The organism is Rahnella laticis (assembly GCF_015644585.1).
GTDB classification, from domain to species: domain Bacteria; phylum Pseudomonadota; class Gammaproteobacteria; order Enterobacterales; family Enterobacteriaceae; genus Rahnella; species Rahnella laticis.
Window position 1 is genome coordinate 180,560 of sequence record NZ_JADOBI010000005.1, and the last position, 18,414, is coordinate 198,973.

An 18,414-nucleotide genomic window follows, 5' to 3' on the forward strand; every position below is an offset into this window, starting at 1 on the left:
CCGTTTTTTATTCCCGGCAAATCCGGTGTTACTTCTTCAATATCTTCTGCACTTCATCACCGGCTTTACTGTCTTTGCGTTTATCAATCCAGTTCTGGATAGCACTGCGGGCGCTCTGCTCCAGTGACTGACGCAATATCTGGTCAACCTGCAACTGATAATGCATCTGAGACCACGGCCCGTACACGCGCAGCGGAATATCGGTCGTTTTCAGCGTATTGATCAGATTGCTGTCGCCCTTCCAGCCGCCGGTTACGCGGATCAGCAGATTCAAATCCACCTGCTGCGCTGCCATATTAATGGTGCCGTCACCTTTGCCGGTCACCATTGGCGACACGCCTTCCATATTGCTCAGCGTCAGCGTGCCATCGGCAAGATGACCTTTCGCATTCAGCGTATCAATCTGGCTGTAGTGCTCGTAACGGTCGAGGCCCTGAACTTTATCGCTGTTTCTCGCAATGGCCTGCTGGATAAGCTGCTGAATATTCATGCCATTCAGACGTGCATTATCCATTGAAAGCTGGCCGTCGCCTTGCCAGTGCCGCGCGAAATCAGCTGCTGAAAGGCCTTCACCGCTCACATCACCCTTCAGCGAGAAGTTGCCGGTCAGCGCCTTAGGCAACTCATACGCCGCCAGCAAATCGCCCAGCTCAATCTTATTGACGTCAGGCACCATGTGAACCTGGATTTTCTTACCCGTCACATCCATTTTGCCTGGCAGTGAGAAATTACCGGTACCCATATTGCCGCTGAACGTTGACAGCGAAACCTGCCCCTGCTGATTATCAGCATCGAGCGCCAGGTTCTGAATTTTCATTCCACGGTAGGTAAGATCAGCCACTTTCAGCGCCAGGTGCGCATTGAATGTCTGAAGTTCACTCAACCCGTTGGGTTGTTCATCTACGTCGCGCGCAATTACCGGCGCCGACGTGATGGCCTGAGAAGTCGTGGTTGTCTCTTCCGTCGTTTTCGGCTGCCAGCCGGAAAGCGCGTCCAGATCGAGTTTTTCCGCGTTCAGGTTCAGCTGATAATTCGGTTCATCGCCCAGCGTGGCCGAAGCCGTACCGGAAATCTGATTATCATTGGCGGTCAGCGCCATCTGGCTGAGCGTCACGGCATTAGTATCCCGCTGATAACTCGCCTGCATCGAACCGTTGCCCTGAATGCCTTTAACCGGAATATCCGCGCCGCTCAGCTGATAGGTAAATTTGCTGATGTTGGCAGCAAAGGCCTGCGGATAATGCTGCATATCCAGTTCCGCATTCATCGTGAAGGCTAAATCACGCTGATTACGGTTGATGCGGCTGGAAAGCTGGACAGAGGCCTGGCGGTTGTCGTCTTTATCAATTTCGAGATTAATGTCGCGCACATTGATTTGTTCATCGTCGCCACGCTGCCAGATAAGCAAACTGTCAGCGATGCTGATTTTATCAATGTCGAACTTCCAGCCAGCGTCCAGCTCAGACGCACCAGGCGCTACAGGAACAGGAGAAGATGGAGCAACCGGCGCATCAGGCTGATTCTCTTCGGTATCCGGCGTTAACCGGATAACCGCATTTTTGAACAGAACCTGCTTAACGGCGAGCTGATGAGAAATGAGAGGCCAGAGTTTGACATCCAGTCGCATATTTTCAGCACTGACCACCGGTTCTTTCGCGCCCGGCGCGGTGAGCGACGTCTGCCCGGCAATAATGCTCAGCTGTGGCCAGACATGCCAGCGCAGCGAGCCATTAATGGCCAGCTTGTAACCGCTTTTCACCTCAACCCTTTCCACCATGTACTGACGGAAATCGTTCGGGTTGATCAGAAATACCAGCGAAGTCATGCCGGCAATGATAACCACCAGTAAAATCACCAGTGTTGTCAGTAGTCTTCTCATGCCTTCCTCACGTTTTCATCCGCTCACGCCGATAAAAAACAGAATCAGTCTTTATCAATACGACTGGCAATTGCACTTTGCTGGTCGCGGTATTTCGCATCCTGACGGCTGTTATAAGGGCGTGCAGCAGAACCGGACAACGGTTCAAAGCTTAACGCGCCAATCAGCATTCCCGGGCGAAGCGCCAGAGGCAGTTTACCGGAATTGTAGAACTCAAGGACAATGCGACCTTTCCAGCCCGGATCGATGCGGTGTGCGGTGACGTGCACCATCAGGCCGAGACGCGCCAGTGAAGAACGGCCGTCGAGCCAGCCCACCAGATCATCCGGAATGGTGACGGATTCAAAAGTCACCGCCAGCGCCAGTTCGCCGGGATGCAGGAAGAAAGCTTCACCTTCCGGCAGAACGATTTCGTCGCTCATCACTTTGTCCAGCGCCGCGCTCACTTCGTCTTTCGGGCCACTCAGATCGATAAAGCCGGCGTTATGGCCGAGGAAAACGCGAAAACCGTTGCCCAGACGCACATCTACCGTTGCACCGTTGATCCGCTCAACCGGCGGACGGGGTGAAATGCCTAATTTGCCGCTGTCCAGCCAGGCTTCTATATCTCGATCGCAAAGTCTCATCGTATCTCCGGTATGGTTTTCTACGGATTGTTCCGCGATTAGTTGAAGAACTGGCTGATTTTCGCCTTAAGAATATCAATCGCAATCCGGTTTTTACCGCCACGCGGCACAATGATGTCTGCGTATTGTTTTGAAGGTTCGATAAATTGCAGGAACATTGGGCGGACAGTTTTCTGGTATTGCGCCATCACGGAATCCATAGAACGGCCACGCTCGTTGACATCGCGCTTCATGCGGCGCATCAGGCAGATGTCCAGCGGCGTATCCACGAAGATAGAGAAATTCATTTCCTGACGCAGACGAACGTCGGTCAGTAACAGGATCCCTTCCAGAATAATGACTTTCTTAGGCTTGAGCGTCACGGTCTCAGCCAGACGGGTATGTTCGATAAAGCTGTAACTCGGTAATTCGATAGCCTGACCTGACTTCATTGCCTGCAAATGCTGGAACAGCAAATTGTGGTCCATGGCACTGGGATGGTCATAGTTGGTTTTGACCCGTTCTTCCATGGTCATATGGCTTTGGTCTTTATAGTAGCAATCTTCCGGGATCACCCCGATATGCTCATCACCTACCTGATCACGAAGTTCACGGTATAACGTACTGGCGATGAGGCTTTTTCCCGAAGCAGATGCGCCAGCGATACCCACGATGACACACTGATGGAATTTGTCAGACATAAAATTAAAGACCTGATTTGGAAGTTGGAAGGCAAGCACAGCGTGTGCTTTGAACGCGCCAATTATAAGTACAACACACTACCCGATGCCAGCGTTAAGGCGGTGTAATCGCTGACATCGGGCAATAATTCGCAGAGTTGGGAGATTAAACCGCCCGGAAAGCGATTTCTGTCGGAATCGCGTCGCCTTTCCAGTACAGCTGCGACGCCACTTTTGATGCGAGTTCGCGATAAATCGTCGTGAACTCGCTTTCAGGATTAGAGACAACGGTCGGTTCACCGCGATCCAAATCTTCACGCAGCGAAATATGCAGCGGTAGCTGAGCCAGTAATTCGCAACGGTATTTTTCGGCCAGACGTTGCGCGCCACCGGTGCCGAAAATCGGTTCATGATGCCCGCAGTTGCTGCACACATGCATGCTCATATTTTCGATAATGCCTAACACCGGCACATGTACTTTCTCAAACATCACAATGCCTTTCATGGCGTCGAGCAACGCAATGTCCTGCGGCGTCGTCACCACGAGCGCGCCCGTCACCGGAATATTTTGTGACAGCGTCAGCTGGATATCGCCGGTACCCGGCGGCAGGTCAATCACCAGATAATCCAGATCCGGCCACAGCGTATCCTGCAACATCTGCATCAGCGCTTTGCTGGCCATCGGGCCGCGCCACACCATCGCATTTTCGTCGGTGACCAGATAGCCAATGGAGTTAGTCGCCAGTCCGTGCGCCATAATCGGTGACATATGTACGCCATCCGGTGATGTCGGACGCTCTTCTTCCGTGCCCAGCATGTTCGGCACCGACGGGCCATAGATATCCGCGTCCAGAATGCCCACTTTTCCGCCTTCCGCGGCCAGCGCCAGCGCCAGATTCACCGCCGTGGTGGATTTCCCCACGCCGCCTTTGCCTGAGCTGACGGCCAGAATATTGCGCACGCCTTTAATGCCGGGCTGATCGTTGGCACGTTTCATCGTGGCGATGTCATGACGAAGATTCCATTCGATGGCCGAAGCGCCGGTCACCCGCAGCAGTTCGCCGCTGGTTTCTTCTTTTAAAACGTCGAAACCGCTGTTCCACGCGAACGGCAGCGTCAGATCGATATGCAAAACCTCGTCCATCAGCACGCAATGATGCACCGCTTTTATCGCAGCTAAATCTTTTTGAAGTGTTGAATGACGGAAGGTGGCCAGTACGCCGGTCACTAGTGCGCGCAGCCCTGCGGGTGTGGACTGCTGTGGGGATTGAGATGTCATCCCGGCTCCTTGAAACTGGTTATCAGACTATTTATCTGTTTAATAGCATAACAGAACACCCGTAAGGAGATCCCCCCGTTTGTTTACGCGGGGCGGCGCTTTCGGTTAACATCAATACCCCTGATTTCAACTACAGAAAGCAAGCTCTTACTATGGCTCAAGTCGCGAAAAAAATTTTGGTAACCTGTGCACTTCCGTACGCCAACGGATCCATCCACCTCGGTCACATGCTCGAGCACATCCAGGCTGACGTCTGGGTCCGTTTCCAGCGAATGCGTGGCAATGAAGTGCACTTCATCTGTGCGGACGATGCGCACGGCACACCGATCATGCTGAAAGCCCAGCAACTCGGTATCAAGCCGGAAGAGATGATTGCCGAAATGAGCCAGGAGCATCAGAAAGATTTCGCCGGCTTCGGCATCAGCTACGACAACTATCACTCCACGCACAGCGACGAAAACCGTGAGCTGTCGGAGCTGATTTATGGCCGTCTGAAAGAAAACGGTTTCATCAAGAACCGCACCATTTCTCAGCTGTACGATCCGGAGAAAGGCATGTTCCTGCCTGACCGTTTCGTCAAAGGCACCTGCCCGAAATGTAAATCGCCAGACCAGTACGGCGATAACTGCGAAGTGTGTGGCGCAACCTACAGCCCGACCGAACTGATCGAGCCGAAATCTGTGGTCTCCGGCGCGACGCCTGTGCTGCGCGATTCCGAGCACTACTTCTTCGACCTGCCGGAATTCAGCGCGATGTTACAGGCGTGGACCCGTTCCGGTGCGTTGCAGGAGCAGGTTGCGAACAAAATGCAGGAATGGTTTGAATCCGGCCTGCAACAGTGGGATATCTCCCGCGACGCGCCGTATTTCGGTTTTGAAATTCCTGATGCGCCGGGTAAATACTTTTACGTCTGGCTGGACGCGCCAATCGGCTACATGGGTTCATTCAAAAACCTGTGTGACCGCCGCAGCGACCTGAACTTCGACGAGTTCTGGAAAAAAGATTCCACCACCGAGCTGTATCATTTCATCGGCAAAGACATCGTCTATTTCCACAGCCTGTTCTGGCCGGCAATGCTGGAAGGCAGCAACTTCCGCAAGCCAACCAACCTGTTTGTTCACGGTTATGTGACGGTGAACGGCGCGAAGATGTCCAAATCACGCGGCACCTTCATCAAGGCCAGCACCTATCTGAACCATCTGGATGCGGACTGCCTGCGTTATTACTACACCGCGAAACTGTCTTCACGTATCGACGATATCGACCTGAATCTGGAAGATTTCGTGCAGCGCGTGAACGCAGACATCGTGAACAAAGTGGTCAACCTGGCTTCACGTAATGCCGGTTTCATCGCCAAGCGTTTTGACGGCAAACTGGCCGATAAACTGGCGGACGAAGCGCTGTACAAAACCTTCACCGATGCGGCAGAAAGCATCGCGCAGGCGTACGACAGCCGCGAATCAGGCCGCGCAATCCGTGAAATCATGGCGCTGGCCGACCTGGCAAACCGTTATGTTGACGAACAGGCACCGTGGGTTGTGGCAAAACAGGAAGGCCGCGACGCTGACCTGCAGGCGATTTGCTCAATGGGCATCAACCTGTTCCGCGTTCTGATGACCTACCTGAAACCGGTTCTGCCTTCACTGTCTGAACGTACCGAAGCGTTCCTGAACACCACACTTGAGTGGGATGCGATTGCACAACCGCTGCTCTCTCACCAGGTGAATCCGTTCAAGGCGCTGTTTAACCGTATCGAACTGGATAAAGTGACCGCCATGGTTGATGCATCGAAAGAAGACATTGCGGCGGCGAAAGCCCCTGCAACCGGCCCGCTGGCGGATGACCCGATTCAGGAAACCATCACGTTTGATGATTTCGCCAAAGTCGACATGCGTATCGCGCTGATCAAAAGCGCTGATTTCGTGGAAGGTTCCGACAAGCTGCTGCGTCTGAAACTGGATCTCGGCGGCGAAACCCGTCAGATCTTCTCCGGTATCCGCTCTGCCTATCCGGATCCGAAAGCGCTGGAAGGCCGTCTGACCATCATGGTCGCGAACCTTGCGCCGCGTAAAATGCGCTTTGGCATTTCTGAAGGCATGGTGATGGCCGCAGGCCCTGGCGGAAAAGACATCTTCCTGCTCAGCCCGGATTCCGGCGCACAACCTGGCATGCAGGTGAAATAAGCCACTGCGTTTCTCAGCAAGCCCCTCCCCTCATCCCCGGGGGGAGGTTCAAGGAGTTCCTGCTATGTTTAACTTCGATTACTACAATCCCACCCGCGTTCTTTTTGGTACACAGCGTATTGCCGATATCGGCCAGTACATTCCCGCCAACGCCCGCGTCCTGATTACCTACGGCGGCGGTAGCGCGAAAAAATTCGGTACGATTGATGAAGCGCGCAAAGCTCTCGGTGACCGCGAAATTTTCGAATTTGGCGGCATTGAAGTTAACCCGCATTTCGAAACCCTGATGTTTGCCGTTGAGCTGGTTAAAGAGAAAAAAATCGACTTCCTGCTGGCCGTCGGCGGTGGTTCTGTCGTGGATGCCACCAAATTTATTGCCGCCGCCGTCCTGTACGAGGGCGACGTCTGGAATATGTGGTCGAAACGCCTGCCGCTGGAAAAAGCCATGCCGCTCGGCTGCATCATGACGTTACCGGCGACCGGTTCGGAAATGAACCCGACAGCCGTGGTCACTAACGTCGCACTGGGCGCAAAAATGGGTTTCAGCGACGCGCACCTGTACCCGCAGTTTGCCGTGCTGGATCCGCGAAAAACCTACACGCTGCCGGTTAAACAAGTGTCCAACGGCGTGGTTGACGCCTTTGTGCATGTGATTGAGCAATATCTGACGTATCCGGTTTACGGCAAAGTACAGGATCGTTTTGCCGAAGGCCTGCTGCTGACGCTTATCGAAGAAGGCCCGAAAGCGCTGACCGATCCGGAAAATTACGATGTGCGCTCGACCGTCACCTGGTCGGCAACGCTGGCACTGAATGGTCTGATTGGCGTCGGCGTGCCGCAGGACTGGGCAACGCACCGCATCGGCCACCAGCTGACCGCGCTCTATCATCTGGATCACGCTGAAACGCTGGCCGTTCTGTTGCCTTCGCTGCTTCAGGTACAGCGTGAAACCAAACGTCTCAAACTGCTGCAATACGCAGAGCGCGTCTGGGGGCTGACCGGAGGTGATGAAGAAACCCGTATCACCGCGGCCATCGATAAAACCCGCGATTTCTTTGATGATATGGGCGTGAAAACGCGCATCAGCGCGTACGGCGTGCCGGAAAAAGTCATTGAAGAAGTGCTGGAGAATCTGACCCGATTCAACCTGCTGCCGATGGGCGAACACAAAGATATCGATCTGGTGGCTGCCCGCCGCATTCTCAGCCTGAGCTACTAAAAGCGGCTGCTGAAGAACTCGAAGGGGAAACGCGACACCGTTTCCCCTTTTTTATAACGTCTCATTTATTTCGGCCAGTTCGGCCAGACGCTGCGCGGATACTCTTTATCGATATCCGATCTTGCCATCCCGATATCTTTCAGTTGCTCCGGGCTCAGCGCATGCAGAAGTTTGCGGCTGACGCGGCGCTCATTCCAGGCATGTAAAACACTGAACACCTGTTTTACCCATCCGCCCTGCTTAACCGGCATCTGTACCGGTGCAACAATTTCGGCACAACGCACTGACTCACAAGCGGCAAACTGCCGTTCTTCAATGGTATTTTTCATTTTCTGCTCCTGTTAACGACCTGTGATCAGGATCTAACATCCGGCAAAAACATTACAGATTCAGTTATTTTGTATTTCAACCATACAGATCTGGATCCAATGACAGATTCAGCGTTAGATTAGACGCATCTGTACTGCTCTTATTGCGCAGACGTTGAGGGAATGAAAATGAACCGTTACGAAAATCTGGCGAATGTACTGAGCGAACGCATCGAACAGGGGCTGTACCCGGCGGGGATCCGGTTGCCGTCGGTGCGCGTCTTAAGCAGCGAGCACGGCGTCAGCGTCAGCACGGTTCAGCAGGCGTACCGCGTACTGGAAGAAAAACAGCTGGTGGAAGCGCGGCCAAAATCCGGTTATTTCGTCAAAGAAGCCCGCCTGCAGGCGGCGCTGCCGAGCGGGTGCCGCCCCACGCAGCGTCCGGTGGAAATTTCCCAGTGGGATCAGGTCCTGGAGCTGATCACCTCGCCGCATCTTCCCGGTTTTGTTCAGCTTGGGCGCGGATCACCGGATGTCACCGCCGCCACGCTCAAACCGCTCAGCCGCCTGATGGGGCGTGCCGGGCAACATCAGAACCTCAACGCCTTTCACTACGACAGCATTTACGGCTCCGAAGATCTGCGCGAACAGATTGCTCGCCTGATGATCGACAGCGGCAGCCATATGGATGCCAGCAACATATTGATCACCACCGGCTGTCACGAAGCACTGTCTATCGCCATCCGTTCCGTTTGCGAACACGGCGATATTGTGGCGGTGGACTCCCCGAGTTTTCACGGCGCGATGCAAACCCTGAAAGGTTTTGGCATGAAGGCGCTGGAAATCCCGACCGATCCGGTTACCGGCATCAGCCTGGAAGCACTGGAAATGGCGCTGGAACAGTGGCCCATCAAAGCCATCCAGCTCACGCCAAACTGCAACAATCCGCTCGGCTACAACATGCCGGATGACCGCAAGAAATCGCTGCTGCGGCTGGCACAGCGTTACGATATCGCCATTATCGAGGACGATGTCTACGGCGAACTGGCGTATCAGTATCCGCGCCCGGCAACCATTACCTCGTTTGATGACGACGGCCGCGTGCTGCTTTGCAGCTCATTTTCCAAAACGCTGGCACCCGGTTTGCGTGTCGGCTGGATTGCGCCGGGCCGTTATCATGACCGCGCCCTGCACATGAAATACATCACCACCGGCGCGTCGGCCACTCTGCCGCAAATCGCCATCGCGGATTTCATCAAGCAGGGTCATTACCTTCAGCACCTGCGCAGAATGCGTAATCAGTACCAGCGTAATCTGTGCACCATGACCGACTGGGTGATGAAATATTTTCCGTGCGGCACGCGGGTCAGCCGCCCTCAGGGCGGATTCCTGCTGTGGATTGAACTCGACGAACGCATGGATACGCAGCGCCTGAACCGGCTGCTGGAAGAACATTTTGTGCAAATTGCGATCGGTTCGATATTTTCCGCCTCAGGGAAATACCGCAACTGCCTGCGCATTAACTATGCTCAGCCTCTGGCGGCCAAAACTGAACGCGCCGTTCAGCAGGTCGGTCAGATGGTTTCATACATGCTGGAAAGCTGCTAAACGCATCCCGGAGAACTCCTCACCGTGCAGATAGAACCGTTACCGCCGCTCAACACCCTGGTGGCCTTCGAATGTGTGGCGCGTTATTGCAGTTTTTCCCGGGCGGCCGACGAGCTGAACCTCACGCAAAGCGCCATCAGCCGCCAGATTATTCAGCTTGAGGAAATGCTCGGCTGTAAACTTTTCCAGCGGGCGCAGCGTAAAACCACGCTCACACCGCGCGGTGAAACTTACGCGCATCAGGTAAGAAAACTGCTCGGTGATATCTCGCTTTCGACGGCCGAAGTCATGGGCTGGAACGGTTTGCCGCAGGTGACGCTGGCCTGTACCAGCGCAATGAGCGGCCTGTGGCTGTCATCGCGCCTGTCTTCTTTGCGCCAGCTGATGCCGGATCTGCAAATCCAGATGAAAATTTCCGACAGCTTTTCAGAGCTCAAGTCATCAGAATTTGATCTGGCTATTTTCTATCTTCGCGAGCCACCGTCCGGCTATCACGTGCAGGCGCTGTTTGATGAGGTCTGTTATCCGATGTGCTCGCCGGAATTTTTCAGCCGTCTGCCCGCCCGTGCCAGCGCGGCGGATTTGCTGGAACAAACCCTGCTGATTCAGGATGATCCGCAGCGGGAATGGACCGGCTGGCGCGACTGGTTCGCCTCACAGGATGTCACTTTCGTCACCCCGCGCCGGACATGGCGCGCCAACAACTACCCGTTTCTGGTGCAGTCGGCGGTGCTGGGCGATGGAATTCTTCTGGGCTGGGAAGGTCTGGTGCAGGATTACATCAACAGCGGACAGCTGGTCGCCGCGCACCCGGGTAAACTGGCCGCAGCCGGAAAATGCTACATGCTGACGCCGCAGGACAAATACCTGAAGCCCATCGTGCACAAAGTTATTAACTGGCTGAAACAGCCCTAGAAAAGAGCATTGCCAGATTTCAGATATCCGGTCTGGCAATCAATATTTAGCAGAACTGACGAGAGTGCCGTCACACTATTTATAAAAAATAATAATAATCTGACGTCATAATAAAATATTATGAATTGACATCCGCCGGTGGGATTTTATTTTTCTCCAAAATTCTGCGTTTTCTCGCAGAATTCATGCCCAGTAATGTAAACAGCAGCCAGCATGACTGCGAAATACAAGATGCAAGGTTAAAATCATGGCTTAAAGAATACAGGCCAAATACACCGCCGATTATATTAAGATAGGCGTAACTGTTAGCATCAACCGCTAGCCTGCGCATCTGAACCAGCGCATAAGCCAGAAGGTAGCAAAACACGCCAATTAAGCCGACAACCGTATGCAGTTCCACCGGTCACTTCCCTTTCCAGACATTGATAGCTCAGAAAAATAAAGCTTTTCAGGGTGTTCTGCCGCGCATTTTTCGCATACCCTCATGATAAATTCTCATGCAAGTTCCGCAGAGGGTTTTGATATAAATCATCAGGGCAATCCATTTCGCCCCTTTGAAACACCCGGAGTATTTCGCCTGCACCTATAAAATTCCAGCACGTACTATGGAGAAAATTAATGAAAGATAATAATTCCCCTTTGACGAAATTAATGCAGGATGCACAACTTAGCCGTCGCGGCTTTATTACCAGCGCTTCCGCTGTGGGTATTACCAGTGCCATGGGTTTCTCACCTTTCTCTGTTTTCGCCGCTGAACCGAAAAAGGGCGGCATATTAAAACTGGGTATGTCAGGCGGAAATACCAGTGATACGCTCGACCCAACGTTATTCAGCGACTGGGTGCCACTCAACCAGGCATATATGCTGATGAACGGCCTGATTGAAATTGATGAAAATAACAAAGCCACGCCTGAACTGTTCTCCGCATGGGAAGCTAAACCGGGCGCGGCCGAATGGGTGTTTACCGTCCGTGATGGCGTCACCTTCCACAACGGCAAAAAGCTGGACGCCGACGATATTCTTTACTCCATCAACCTGCACCGCGGCGACAAATCCAAAAGCGCCATCAAAACGCAGCTGGCACCGATTACCGGTCTGACCAAACAGGGCGACAACCAGATTCTGATTACGCTCGACAGCGGCAACGCCGACCTGCCGTACCTGCTGGCGGATTACCATCTGGTGGTCGTGCCCGCGGGCTTCACCGACTGGTCGCACCCGATTGGCACCGGCGGTTTTATCTTCGATCAGTACGAACCGGGCGTGCGCTCACTGTTCAAACGTAACCCGAATTACTGGAAGCCGGATCGCGCCTTTGTTGACGCCGTGGAAGTGCTGGTGATCAACGACCCGACCGCGCGCACCAACGCCCTGATTTCAGGTCAGGTTCACGCGATTAACCGCGTCGATTTCAAAACCGTCGATTTTCTTAAACGCAGCCCGGCCCTGAACATTATCCGTTCCTCCGGCGGCCAGCACTTTACGTTCCTGATGGATTGCAGCGTCGCGCCGTATAACAACAACGACGTGCGCATGGCGATTAAACACGGCATCGACCGCCAGAAAATTCTTGATACCGTGCTGCGTGGCTACGGCTCGCTGGGCAACGATCACCCGATCCCGAAAACCGACCGCTTCTTCAACCACAGCCTCGAGCAACGTGTTTACGATCCGGACAAATCAAAGTTCTATCTGAAAAAAGCCGGATTAACCGACCTGAAAGTCGAGCTGTCTTCGTCTGACGCCGCCTTTGCCGGGGCACTCGACGCCGCCGCATTGTTCCAGGGTCAGGCGCAGAAGGGCGGCATTCAGGTCAATATCAAGCGCCAGCCTGCCGACAGTTACTGGGACGACGTGTGGATGAAAGCGCCGTTCAGCATGGGTTACTGGGGCGGACGCCCGACGGCTGACCAGATGTTTTCAACCGCGTACCAGTCCACCGCCAAGTGGAACGACACGCACTGGAAAGATGAAAAGTTTGACGCCCTGCTGCTTCAGGCACGTTCGTTGCTCGATGAAAGCAAACGCGCGGAAATCTACGGCGAGCTTCAAAGCATCGTGCGCGACAACGGCGGCGCGATGATCCCGTTGTTTGGTGATTATCTTGATGCCGCCAGCAAAAAAGTCGGCGGCATCAAACCGCATCCGATGTTCAACTTCATGGGTGGTCGTCTGGCCGAGCGCGTCTGGCTGGAGGCATGATGAAAAAACGGATTTTACAGCGGGTCCTGTTGGGCATTATCACGCTGTGGCTGGTCTCTGTGCTGATATTTATCGGCACAGAAATGCTGCCCGGCGACGTTGCTACCGCGATTTTAGGGCAAAGCGCGACGCCGGAAACCGTGGCGGCGCTGCGGCTGCAACTGGGGCTGGATGAACCCTCGGTGCTGCGTTATCTGCACTGGCTGGCGGGGATTATGCACGGGGATCTCGGGCATTCGCTGGCCAATGGCCGCGCCATCAGCGACGAGCTGTTGCCACGTCTGGCAAATACGCTGTTTCTGGCCGGATATGCCGCCGTGATCGCCATTCCGCTGGCAGTCGGTTTAGGAATTGCGTCTGCCATCTGGCGCGGTTCCGTGTTCGACCGGCTGGCGAATACCCTCACGCTCATCAGCATTTCCGTGCCGGAGTTTTTCGTCGGCTACATTCTGGTGATCGCCTTTGCTATCCGCCTGACGTGGTTCCCGAGTCTGGCGATGGTTGACAGTTCATCTTCGTTCCCCGACCGGCTTTACGTCTGCACCCTGCCGATGCTCACGCTGACGCTGGTCGTGCTGGCACATATGTTGCGCATGACGCGTGCGTCGGTGACGGCGGTGATGTCCAGCCCCTACATCGAAAGCGCGGTGCTCAAGGGCATTCCGCGCTGGCGTATTGTGGTCTCGCACGCGCTGCCCAACGCCCTCGCGCCGATCATCAACGTCGTGGCGTTCAATCTGGCGTATCTGGTGGTCGGCGTCATTCTGGTGGAAGTGGTGTTTGTTTATCCGGGCATCGGCCAGTACATGGTGGACGCCGTCACCAAGCGCGACCTGCCGGTGGTTCAGGCCTGCGGTCTGCTGTTTGGCGGCACCTACATTTTTCTCAATACCACCGCCGATTTACTGGCGATCTGGTGTAATCCACGCCTGCGCCATGCGCGCTAAAAGAGGGACAGCATGAACCGGTATTTCATTAACATCCCGCTGTCGGCCTGGATTGGCCTTGTGATTATTGCGGTGAATCTCTTCGCCGCCATTTTCGCGCCGTGGCTTGCACCACATAGTGAAACCGAACAGGTCGGCGATATCTGGCTGCTGCCGTCTGCCGCCACGCCGTTTGGCACTGACAGCCTCGGGCGCGACATGCTTTCGCGCATTTTATTTGGCGCGCGCACGACAATTGCCATCGCACTGACCATCACCTTCAGCTCGTTTATCATCGGCATCGTCACCGGTTTTACCGCCGCGATTTACGGCAAATGGGTGGATACCGTGCTTTCGCGCATTGTCGATACCGTGATGTCGATTCCGGTGCTGATTTTCGCGCTGATCGTATTGTCCGTAATGGGCACCTCGATTCCGGTTCTGGTGCTGACGATCGCCCTGCTCGACGCCACCCGCGTATTCCGTCTGGCGCGGCTGGTGGCGCAGGCGATTGTCTGCCAGGAATATGTTGAAGCGGCGCGTCTGCGCGGCGAAGGCCTGCGCTGGGTGCTGTTCAGGGAAATTCTGCCAAACGCCCTGCCGCCCTTGCTTGCCGAATTCGGTATGCGTTTTTGCTTCACGTTCCTGTTTATCGCGGGCCTGAGTTTCTTAGGTTTAGGCATTCAGCCGCCGTACGCGGACTGGGGAAGCATGGTGCGTGATAACGCGCAGGCGATTAACTTCGGCCAGTTTGCGCCCCTTTATCCGGCGGCGGCGATTGCGCTGCTGACCATTGGCGTCAATCTGGTGGTTGACTGGCTGCTGGCGCGTAACAGCCTGCCGCATGGAGATGAAGCATGACCCGGACAATTTTAGAAATGCGCGGCCTGCGTATCGAAACGCTCGACGGTTCTCCGCTGGTTCAGGACATTTCCCTGACGCTGGCGGCGGGCGAAGTGCTCGGGCTGATAGGCGAATCCGGCGCGGGGAAATCCACCATCGGGCTGGCGGCGCTGGGCTATGCGCGTCAGGGCTGCCGCATTGCGGGCGGCGAAGTGATCCTCGACGGCACCGATATCGTTTCTCAGCCTTCACGCGTTAAACGCGAATGGCGCGGCAAGCGCGTGGCGTATGTCGCACAAAGCGCCGCCGCCTCGTTTAACCCGGCGCTGACCATCGAAAAACAGGTTTGCGAAGGCCCGATCCGCCACGGTCTGATGAACAAAGAAGAAAGCCGCCAGTGGGCGATTTCTCTGTTTCGCTCACTGGATTTGCCGGATCCGGAAAACATCGGCAAGCGTTATCCGCATCAGCTTTCCGGCGGACAACTTCAGCGCGCAATGGCCGCGATGGCGATGTCCTGTAAACCGGATTTGCTGATCATGGACGAACCGACCACGGCGCTGGACGTCACCACGCAAATTGAAGTGCTGGTGATGCTGCGCAAACTGGTGCGTGAATTTAACACCGCCGCGCTGTACATCACGCACGATCTGGCCGTTGTCGCGCAGCTCGCCGACCGCATTATGGTGCTGCGTCACGGCAAGGAAGTGGAAACCGGCAGCACGCAAACCATTCTGGAAAATCCGCAGCAGGATTACACCCGCAGGCTGGTCGCGGAACGTGAACATGCGCTGACGCCACTGACCGGCGGCCATGAATCTTCCGGCCAGCCGCTGCTGACCATGAAGAAACTCAGTACCGGTTATAACGGCAAACGCGTGGTACATGATGTCAACCTGCAACTCCCGCGCGGCAAAACGCTGGCGATTATCGGTGAATCCGGCAGCGGAAAAAGTACGCTGGCGCGGGCGCTGGTGGGTCTGTTACCGGACACCGAAGGCTCGGTGGACTTCGACGGCATGGCGCTTTCGCACAATTACCAGAAGCGCAACAAAGAAACCCTGCGCCGGATGCAGATGATTTATCAGCTTCCTGACGTGGCGCTTAATCCGCGCCAGACGCTGCTGGATATCATTGGCCGTCCGCTGAGTTTCTATTTCGGGATGAACAAAAAGCAGGTTCGCGAGCGCGTGGAAGAGTTGCTGCGCCTGACAGAACTGCCGGTGAAACTGATCGACCGTCGTCCCGGCGAACTCTCCGGCGGGCAGAAACAGCGCGTCTGTATCGCCCGTGCGCTGGCTGCACAGCCGGAACTGATTATCTGTGACGAAGCCACCTCCGCGCTCGATCCGCTGGTGGCAGAAGAAGTACTGAATTTACTGCGCCGTTTACAGGAACAGCTCGGGCTGTCATACCTGTTCATTACACACGATCTGGGCACCGTAAAACGCCTCGCCCATCAGGTCGCGGTCATGTATCAGGGCCAGGTTGTCGCCAGCGGCGATACCGACGTGGTATTCAGCGCGCCAATGCACAGCTACACCGAAAAACTGCTGACGTCCGTACCGGAAATGCGCACCAGCTGGCTGGACGACGTTCTCGCCCTGCGCGGCACCGCGCTTCCTGCGGCAGCCCTTTCTTCGACAGGAGTCTTATGACCACCAAACGCATAGTGACCGAATTCCCTCACGCCGTCACCGTGACCGAACATTTGTGGATCCCGCTGAGCGATGGCACGCGCCTCGCCGCCCGCCTCTGGCTGCCGGACGACGCCGCAGGCCAGCCGGTTCCGGCCATTCTCGAATACATCCCGTACCGCAAACGCGACGGAACCCGCACGCGTGACGAGCCGATGCACGGTTTCTTTGCAGGTCACGGCTACGCGGTGGTGCGCGTGGACATGCGCGGCAGCGGCGAATCCGACGGATTGCTGGCTGACGAATACCTGTTACAGGAACAGGACGACGCGCTGGAAGTCATCGAATGGATCACCCGGCAAAACTGGTGCAGCGGCAACGTCGGCATGATGGGCAAATCCTGGGGCGGATTTAACGGATTGCAGGTCGCCGCACGCCGTCCTGCCGCCCTGAAAGCCATTATTACCGTCTGTTCTACTGACGACCGCTACCGCGACGACATCCATTACAAAGGCGGCTGTCTGCTCAACGATAACCTCTGGTGGGGCGGCATTATGCTGGCGTACCAGAGCCGCCCGGCCGACCCGGCGCTGGTCGGCGAAAGCTGGTATGGCGACTGGATTAACCGTCTGGAAAACATGCCGTTCTTCCCGGCGTTGTGGATGGAACATCCGCTGCGCGACGCATACTGGCAGCACGGTTCAGTGTGCGAAGACTGGTCAGCCATTGAATGCCCGGTGCTGGCGATTGGCGGCTGGGCGGATGCTTACAGCAATGCCGTTTTCCGCCTGATGGACAATTTGCAGGTTCCGCGCCGCGCTATCCTCGGCCCGTGGGCGCATATTTATCCGCAGGACGGCACGCCGGAACCGGCGATCGGTTTCCTGCAGGAAGCGGTTCGCTGGTGGGATCACTGGCTGAAGGGTGAACAAAACGGCGCGATGGAAGGCCCGATGATTCAGACCTGGTTGCAGGACAGCCAGCCGCCTTCGGCGATGCGTCCGGTCAGCAAAGGTGAATGGGTGGGGTTTGATCGCGGCACCGCGAGCAATATTAACTACATGCCCCGCTGGCTTTCGCGCGGCCAGCTGAATACTCAGCCGGACGCCAATGCAGGCGTCATCAATATCTGTACCCCGCAAAATCACGGGCTGATGGCCGGTGAATGGATGGGCGCAGGCGTGCCCGGTGAAATGCCGCCGGATCAGCGCGTTGACGACGGCATGGCGGAAATCTTTGACGGCGAACCGCTGGCCGAACCGCTGTCCATCTTCGGTTTCCCGGAATTCACGGTGGAGCTGAGCAGTGATAAACCGGCGGCGATGCTTTACGTGCGCCTTTCAGACGTTTCACCGGAAGGCGCGGTAAACCGCGTCACGCACGGCTGGCTGAATCTGGCGCATCTTCACGGCCACGATAAATCTGTACCGCTCGTACCGGGGCAAAAAGTCAAAGTACCGGTACAGCTGGATGGCATCGCTCACCGCTTTGCCGCCGGGCATCGCCTGCGACTCTCGCTGGCAACCACGTTCTGGCCGATGATCTGGCCGATGGCAGAAGCCGCGACGCTGACGGTAGATCTGCACAGCGCGCAACTGAGTTTGCCGGTTTGCGAACAGCCGGTATCCATTGATGGCCCGATCGCCGAACCGCAAAGCGCCCCGCTCACTCCGCAGACCGTGCTGTCGCCGGGACGCGTTGACCGCAACATCACTTATGATTTCCTGACTGACAGCTGGACCAGCGTGACCCACGGCGTCGGCGGCGTATTCGGTGAAGGGGTATACCGTTTCGATGATATCGATACGACGGTCGATCACGGTTTACGCCGCGAGCTGACGGTCAGTAACAGTGACCCGCTTTCCGCGCGCTATCTGCTGACGCAAACCATGAAAATGGGGCGTGAAGGCTGGTGGATGGAGGCGGAAATAACGCTCGAGCTGCGCAGCGACCTGACCCACTTTATCGTCAGCGGCGACATGGTGGTGAGTCTGAACGGGGAGGAGGAGTTTACGAAGTACTGGCATGAGAGGATTGCGCGGTAGCGGTTGGGGTTGGCAATTCCAGGTCAAAACCGTGGGTTGCCACCCACACCGGCCTTAAGGAGCGCCTTTCGCCGCGCCCCTTAAG

General features: G+C 55.7%; 15 protein-coding genes. 9 read left to right on the forward strand and 6 right to left on the reverse strand.

What is annotated here, in order from left to right:
* Positions 1–28: 28 nt before the first annotated feature.
* From asmA to apbC, 4 genes are all read right to left on the reverse strand, one after another.
* Entirely contained in the window at positions 29–1,879 is a 1,851-nt protein-coding gene (asmA, locus tag IV433_RS12725; RefSeq protein WP_195814548.1) for an outer membrane assembly protein AsmA, read from the reverse strand.
* 44 nt (positions 1,880–1,923) lie between these two features.
* The gene (gene dcd / locus IV433_RS12730) at positions 1,924–2,505 is read right to left on the reverse strand and encodes a dCTP deaminase (RefSeq protein ID WP_152325831.1); all 582 of its coding nucleotides are present in this window, start codon (positions 2,503–2,505) and stop codon (positions 1,924–1,926) included.
* Positions 2,506–2,543: 38 nt separating this feature from the next.
* Complete coding sequence (gene udk / locus IV433_RS12735) at positions 2,544–3,185, reverse strand: uridine kinase (protein ID WP_120506638.1); 642 nt, start codon at positions 3,183–3,185, stop codon at positions 2,544–2,546.
* Between the two features lie 145 nt (positions 3,186–3,330).
* The gene (gene apbC / locus IV433_RS12740; RefSeq protein ID WP_195814547.1) at positions 3,331–4,443 is read right to left on the reverse strand and encodes an iron-sulfur cluster carrier protein ApbC; all 1,113 of its coding nucleotides are present in this window, start codon (positions 4,441–4,443) and stop codon (positions 3,331–3,333) included.
* A 110-nt stretch (positions 4,444–4,553) separates the two neighbouring features.
* On the opposite strand from apbC, the gene metG reads away from it, so the two are divergent.
* Together metG and IV433_RS12750 are read left to right on the forward strand one after the other, a co-directional pair.
* Positions 4,554–6,626 (forward strand): methionine--tRNA ligase, encoded by a 2,073-nt coding sequence (metG, locus tag IV433_RS12745; protein WP_326838658.1) that lies wholly within the window; start codon positions 4,554–4,556, stop codon positions 6,624–6,626.
* 64 nt (positions 6,627–6,690) lie between these two features.
* Positions 6,691–7,845, forward strand: a complete 1,155-nt coding sequence (locus IV433_RS12750; RefSeq protein WP_195814545.1) for an iron-containing alcohol dehydrogenase — start codon at positions 6,691–6,693, stop codon at positions 7,843–7,845.
* Positions 7,846–7,910: 65 nt separating this feature from the next.
* Here the strand turns inward: IV433_RS12750 and IV433_RS12755 are convergent, their stop codons facing one another.
* Positions 7,911–8,174 (reverse strand): DUF1127 domain-containing protein, encoded by a 264-nt coding sequence (locus IV433_RS12755; RefSeq protein WP_195814544.1) that lies wholly within the window; start codon positions 8,172–8,174, stop codon positions 7,911–7,913.
* A 168-nt stretch (positions 8,175–8,342) separates the two neighbouring features.
* Here IV433_RS12755 and IV433_RS12760 point away from each other — a divergent pair, with 168 nt between their 5' ends.
* Entirely contained in the window at positions 8,343–9,761 is a 1,419-nt protein-coding gene (locus IV433_RS12760; RefSeq protein ID WP_195814543.1) for an aminotransferase-like domain-containing protein, read from the forward strand.
* Positions 9,762–9,785: 24 nt separating this feature from the next.
* A complete protein-coding gene (locus IV433_RS12765; RefSeq protein WP_195814542.1) occupies positions 9,786–10,676 on the forward strand; it encodes a LysR substrate-binding domain-containing protein in 891 nt (296 codons plus the stop codon).
* Positions 10,677–10,794: 118 nt separating this feature from the next.
* On the opposite strand, the gene IV433_RS12770 is transcribed toward IV433_RS12765, so the two are convergent.
* Positions 10,795–11,076, reverse strand: coding sequence for a CBU_0592 family membrane protein (locus tag IV433_RS12770; RefSeq protein WP_195814541.1), 282 nt, complete (start codon positions 11,074–11,076; stop codon positions 10,795–10,797).
* Between the two features lie 218 nt (positions 11,077–11,294).
* On the opposite strand from IV433_RS12770, the gene IV433_RS12775 reads away from it, so the two are divergent.
* From IV433_RS12775 to IV433_RS12795, 5 genes are read left to right on the forward strand one after another with little or no spacing between them, the layout of a single operon-like run.
* Positions 11,295–12,878, forward strand: a complete 1,584-nt coding sequence (locus tag IV433_RS12775) for an ABC transporter substrate-binding protein (protein WP_195814540.1) — start codon at positions 11,295–11,297, stop codon at positions 12,876–12,878.
* Complete coding sequence (locus tag IV433_RS12780; RefSeq protein ID WP_195814539.1) at positions 12,878–13,825, forward strand: ABC transporter permease; 948 nt, start codon at positions 12,878–12,880, stop codon at positions 13,823–13,825. Before IV433_RS12775 ends, IV433_RS12780 begins: the two co-directional genes overlap by 1 nt.
* Before the next feature lie 12 nt (positions 13,826–13,837).
* Positions 13,838–14,665: an ABC transporter permease gene (locus tag IV433_RS12785; RefSeq protein ID WP_195814538.1), complete on the forward strand. Its 828-nt coding sequence runs from the start codon at positions 13,838–13,840 to the stop codon at positions 14,663–14,665.
* Positions 14,662–16,305, forward strand: coding sequence for an ABC transporter ATP-binding protein (locus IV433_RS12790; protein ID WP_195814537.1), 1,644 nt, complete (start codon positions 14,662–14,664; stop codon positions 16,303–16,305). Before IV433_RS12785 ends, IV433_RS12790 begins: the two co-directional genes overlap by 4 nt.
* On the forward strand, positions 16,302–18,329 hold the full coding sequence (locus tag IV433_RS12795; RefSeq protein WP_195814536.1) for a CocE/NonD family hydrolase: 2,028 nt from the start codon (positions 16,302–16,304) through the stop codon (positions 18,327–18,329). The genes IV433_RS12790 and IV433_RS12795 overlap by 4 nt, the downstream gene beginning before the upstream one ends.
* The last annotated feature ends 85 nt before the right edge of the window (positions 18,330–18,414 follow it).

Bases quoted from the DNA above. Each gene is read 5' to 3' on its own strand.
- asmA (WP_195814548.1), bottom strand. From the start codon at position 1,879: ATGAGAAGACTACTGACAACACTGGTGATTTTACTGGTGGTTATCATT.
- dcd (WP_152325831.1), bottom strand. From the start codon at position 2,505: ATGAGACTTTGCGATCGAGATATAGAAGCCTGGCTGGACAGCGGCAAA.
- udk (WP_120506638.1), bottom strand. From the start codon at position 3,185: ATGTCTGACAAATTCCATCAGTGTGTCATCGTGGGTATCGCTGGCGCA.
- apbC (WP_195814547.1), bottom strand. From the start codon at position 4,443: ATGACATCTCAATCCCCACAGCAGTCCACACCCGCAGGGCTGCGCGCA.
- IV433_RS12750 (WP_195814545.1), top strand. From the start codon at position 6,691: ATGTTTAACTTCGATTACTACAATCCCACCCGCGTTCTTTTTGGTACA.
- IV433_RS12755 (WP_195814544.1), bottom strand. From the start codon at position 8,174: ATGAAAAATACCATTGAAGAACGGCAGTTTGCCGCTTGTGAGTCAGTG.
- IV433_RS12760 (WP_195814543.1), top strand. From the start codon at position 8,343: ATGAACCGTTACGAAAATCTGGCGAATGTACTGAGCGAACGCATCGAA.
- IV433_RS12775 (WP_195814540.1), top strand. From the start codon at position 11,295: ATGAAAGATAATAATTCCCCTTTGACGAAATTAATGCAGGATGCACAA.
- IV433_RS12780 (WP_195814539.1), top strand. From the start codon at position 12,878: ATGAAAAAACGGATTTTACAGCGGGTCCTGTTGGGCATTATCACGCTG.
- IV433_RS12785 (WP_195814538.1), top strand. From the start codon at position 13,838: ATGAACCGGTATTTCATTAACATCCCGCTGTCGGCCTGGATTGGCCTT.
- IV433_RS12790 (WP_195814537.1), top strand. From the start codon at position 14,662: ATGACCCGGACAATTTTAGAAATGCGCGGCCTGCGTATCGAAACGCTC.
- IV433_RS12795 (WP_195814536.1), top strand. From the start codon at position 16,302: ATGACCACCAAACGCATAGTGACCGAATTCCCTCACGCCGTCACCGTG.